Origin of the sequence: Flavobacterium oncorhynchi, from assembly GCF_002217355.1 — a bacterium.
Lineage (GTDB): Bacteria > Bacteroidota > Bacteroidia > Flavobacteriales > Flavobacteriaceae > Flavobacterium > Flavobacterium oncorhynchi.
This window is the reverse complement of sequence record NZ_MUHA01000049.1, coordinates 1-3,155: the sequence shown is the minus strand read 5'-3', so window position 1 is coordinate 3,155 and position 3,155 is coordinate 1. Positions and strand designations below refer to the sequence as shown.

General features: G+C 33.2%; 4 protein-coding genes and 1 other RNA gene. 1 reads left to right on the top strand and 4 read right to left on the bottom strand.

Features of this window, described 5'->3' with window-relative positions; genetic code table 11:
* Window positions 1-55: 55 nt before the first annotated feature.
* Together B0A75_RS20340 and rnpB are read right to left on the bottom strand one after the other, a co-directional pair.
* Window positions 56-1,306: a cation:dicarboxylate symporter family transporter gene (locus B0A75_RS20340; RefSeq protein ID WP_089056091.1), complete on the bottom strand. Its 1,251-nt coding sequence runs from the start codon at window positions 1,304-1,306 to the stop codon at window positions 56-58.
* A gap of 32 nt (window positions 1,307-1,338) precedes the next feature.
* Window positions 1,339-1,661, bottom strand: an RNA gene (rnpB, locus tag B0A75_RS20335) — RNase P RNA component class A.
* A 124-nt stretch (window positions 1,662-1,785) separates the two neighbouring features.
* Here rnpB and B0A75_RS20330 point away from each other — a divergent pair.
* Entirely contained in the window at window positions 1,786-2,079 is a 294-nt protein-coding gene (locus B0A75_RS20330; RefSeq protein WP_089056090.1) for an SH3 domain-containing protein, read from the top strand.
* 204 nt (window positions 2,080-2,283) lie between these two features.
* Here B0A75_RS20330 and B0A75_RS20325 read toward each other — a convergent pair whose 3' ends face one another.
* Together B0A75_RS20325 and B0A75_RS20585 are read right to left on the bottom strand one after the other, a co-directional pair.
* The gene (locus B0A75_RS20325; protein ID WP_089056089.1) at window positions 2,284-2,733 is read right to left on the bottom strand and encodes a nuclear transport factor 2 family protein; all 450 of its coding nucleotides are present in this window, start codon (window positions 2,731-2,733) and stop codon (window positions 2,284-2,286) included.
* 57 nt (window positions 2,734-2,790) lie between these two features.
* A partial coding sequence (locus B0A75_RS20585) for a hypothetical protein (protein WP_208861292.1) occupies window positions 2,791-3,155 on the bottom strand: 365 nt, incomplete at its 5' end.

The window sequence follows — 3,155 nt, the reverse complement described above, 5'->3', positions numbered from 1 at the left end:
GATTTCTCGTTTCTCGAAATGGCAAAGAAAACCGTTTCTCACCCGTGCACGAATATTACTCCTCCAAAATAGGGTTCAAATCAAGCTCAGTAAAATCTCTTTCGGTTTTCGAAATTATAATTGTCGCCACCGTGTTTCCAATTAAGTTGGTAATAGCTCTGGCTTCACTCATAAATTTGTCTACTCCTAATAGAAACGCTAAACCTTCGACTGGTATTTTATGAAGTGCTGTTAAAGTAGAAGCTAAAACAATAAATCCGCTTCCGGTAACACCTGCAGCACCTTTTGAAGTAATCATTAAAATACCAATAACGGTAAGAATTTCGAAAAAACTCAAATGCACATCATACAATTGAGCCAAAAATATTACCGACATCGATAAGTAAATCGAGGTTCCGTCGAGGTTAAAAGAATATCCTGTTGGAATCACCAATCCTACTACCGATTTACTACAGCCCATTCGTTCAAGTTTTACCATAATACTTGGCAGAGCAGCTTCTGAAGATGATGTTCCTAAAACTAACAAAAGTTCTTCTTTAATATATTTTAAAACTGAAAGAATGCTTATTTTATAATAACGCAGAATACTTCCTAAAATTAGAAAAACAAATAATGCCATCGTTAAATAAACACAAAGCATTAATTTTCCAAGCGGAATTAAAGTTCCTAATCCAAACTTTCCAATTGTATATGCCATTCCGCCAAAAGCTCCTATCGGTGCGAGATACATAACATATTTTAAACCAAAGAAAACGACATTTGAAAAACGTTCTAAAACTAAAATTGTTTGTTCTCTCTTTTTATAAAAGTTTAAAGCGATTCCGCATACAATTGCCGCTAATAAAACCTGCAGTGTAAAATTGGAAAGGAAAAACTCCAGCCATGAAAAATCCTTTGCCGCACCATTTGTATATTGACTTGCGTCACCTAAAGTTAATCCCGATTTATCAATTTTTCCAGGTTTAAAAATATAAGCAACTGCAACACCAATTGCCAGAGCTACAGTTGAAACAACTTCAAAATAAGCTAAAGCTTTTACACCAATTCGTCCTACTTTCTTTAAATTACCCATTCCAGAAATTCCCAAAACAATCGTTAGGAAAATAATCGGGCCGATAAACAACTTGATAAGACTTATAAATTTCGCTCCTAAAATTTCCATTTTTACACCATTTTCAGGCGAAAAATGTCCAAGTAAAATACCCGCAATTATGGCTATTAAAACCCAAAAAGTAAGATTTGTGATTATGGTATTAAAAAGGCTTTTTTTTGCCTTTGAAGAAGATTTTGGAGTGGTTATATTCATGAAAACAGGTTAGTAGAGTTTCACAAATATATAAAAAAAGCAGACCTATAAGCCGGATTCTGTCCTTGATAAATCAAGGCCTTATCATTTATCTAGATTCCGAATTACTTCGGAACTCGAGCTACCTACCCTTCAACAACGAACGAGAAGCCCTTAAATGTTGATATACTTGGTATTTCACCGCATAGAGTTTACCTGGTTTCACTACAGCATTACCTGTACATACTTTCTGCTGCACTTGTCCTAATCCCGATAGCTATCAGGACCGACGGGCGTTACCCGCTATGCTTCTCTGTGGTGTCCGGACTTTCCTCCCCTCCAATAAAATTGGAGCGGCGATAAGGCGGTCTGCGCTGCAAAAGTAACGATTTATGAACTAAGAATAATGATTTTAAATTTCCGTTTTTATTAGTTTTATCATAACTTTTTAATTATAAAATAGTTATCTTTAAAATTCGATAATTTTAAACTCAATTATTATGATTAGGATGTATCACTACGCAACTGTTTCAAAAGCTTTAGATCAATTGCATGAAAAAGGGTTTACGTGCGATTTTAATCTCAACTCAGACATTCTTAAAAAAAATCCTGAGAAATTTGAAATTGTACATGTGTATCGATACGAAGGGGAATCAGACCCAGGCGATGAGGCAGTTGTATACGGAATTAAGTCCAGTAATGGCAAAAAAGGTGTTTTTGTAGCAGGTTTTTCTGCCGATGCAGATCAGGAAACTGCCAAACTTTTATTTGATTTAAGCATTAAAGGAAGGTAATTTTCAGAAGTCAAAACTACCAGTTTTCTATTCAGCAAGGAAATTATGTTTCCATTTTAAAAGTAAAGAAATAACAATCTATGTCATCTTGAAGAATTAAGAAATTTTCATTAGAAGCTCGCCGAAAAATTGGTTATTTACATTGCAGAGTTTCTTGCGAAAATTATTCGTTCCTCGGGATGACATAAAAAAGAATGTAATTATTTATTCATGCTGAGTTACATCATTGTACTGCCAAAGTACATTTATAATTTTCCATTCGCCATTTGTTTTTACAATATGCATATAATCTATCCATGCATCCGCAAGTAACTTCACCGATGCTGTTTTTGCAGAAACATCTAAAAGTTTGATTTCTTTTCTTGGATTTTTGGGGAATTTATCGCCTTTTACATTATAAGTTTCTGCCAGTATAACCATGTTTTCAGCGAAAAACTCTGAAATATAATCTTTCTGTGCTGCTTTATTTCTAAAAACTGATCTTTTTACCATTCTAGGATGCAAGGCACTTTCCATCAATTTTGGATTTGGATTATGCTGTGCTTCAATGTATGCCAAAGCTGCTCTTTTAATTTCTAATGTATCTTGAGCGGTTTGTGCTTGAATTTTAAAAGAACTAATTATAATTACTATGAGTATTAAATATTTTTTCATGTAAAATGGGATTAAGATTTATTATCTAAAACGTTCTAAAATTGTTATTACTAGAAATTAACTTCCAAGTTTTCCATAACGTTGTTGTTCAGAAAAATACAGAATTACTTTCTTTCCGTTTTTTTCGTACGGATAAAATAATTCATAATAACCATTATGCGAACTGTAACGTAATTCGTTGCTGCCTTTCTCAAAAACACTTTTCAAATACTCTCTTTCTTCTTTTGTAGTTTTATAAATATACCGCTGTTTTTGTGGATGAATAGTGTCTTTCAAATTTCCTTCATAATAATCACTAAAGCCCAAATAAACCTTAGAGCCTTTAACTGAATCTTTTACAATCACAGTTACATTAGGAAAATTTTTATCTGCCTTAGACAAAATATCCAAAATATCAGCAGTCTCTTTTATATAGCCTTCAG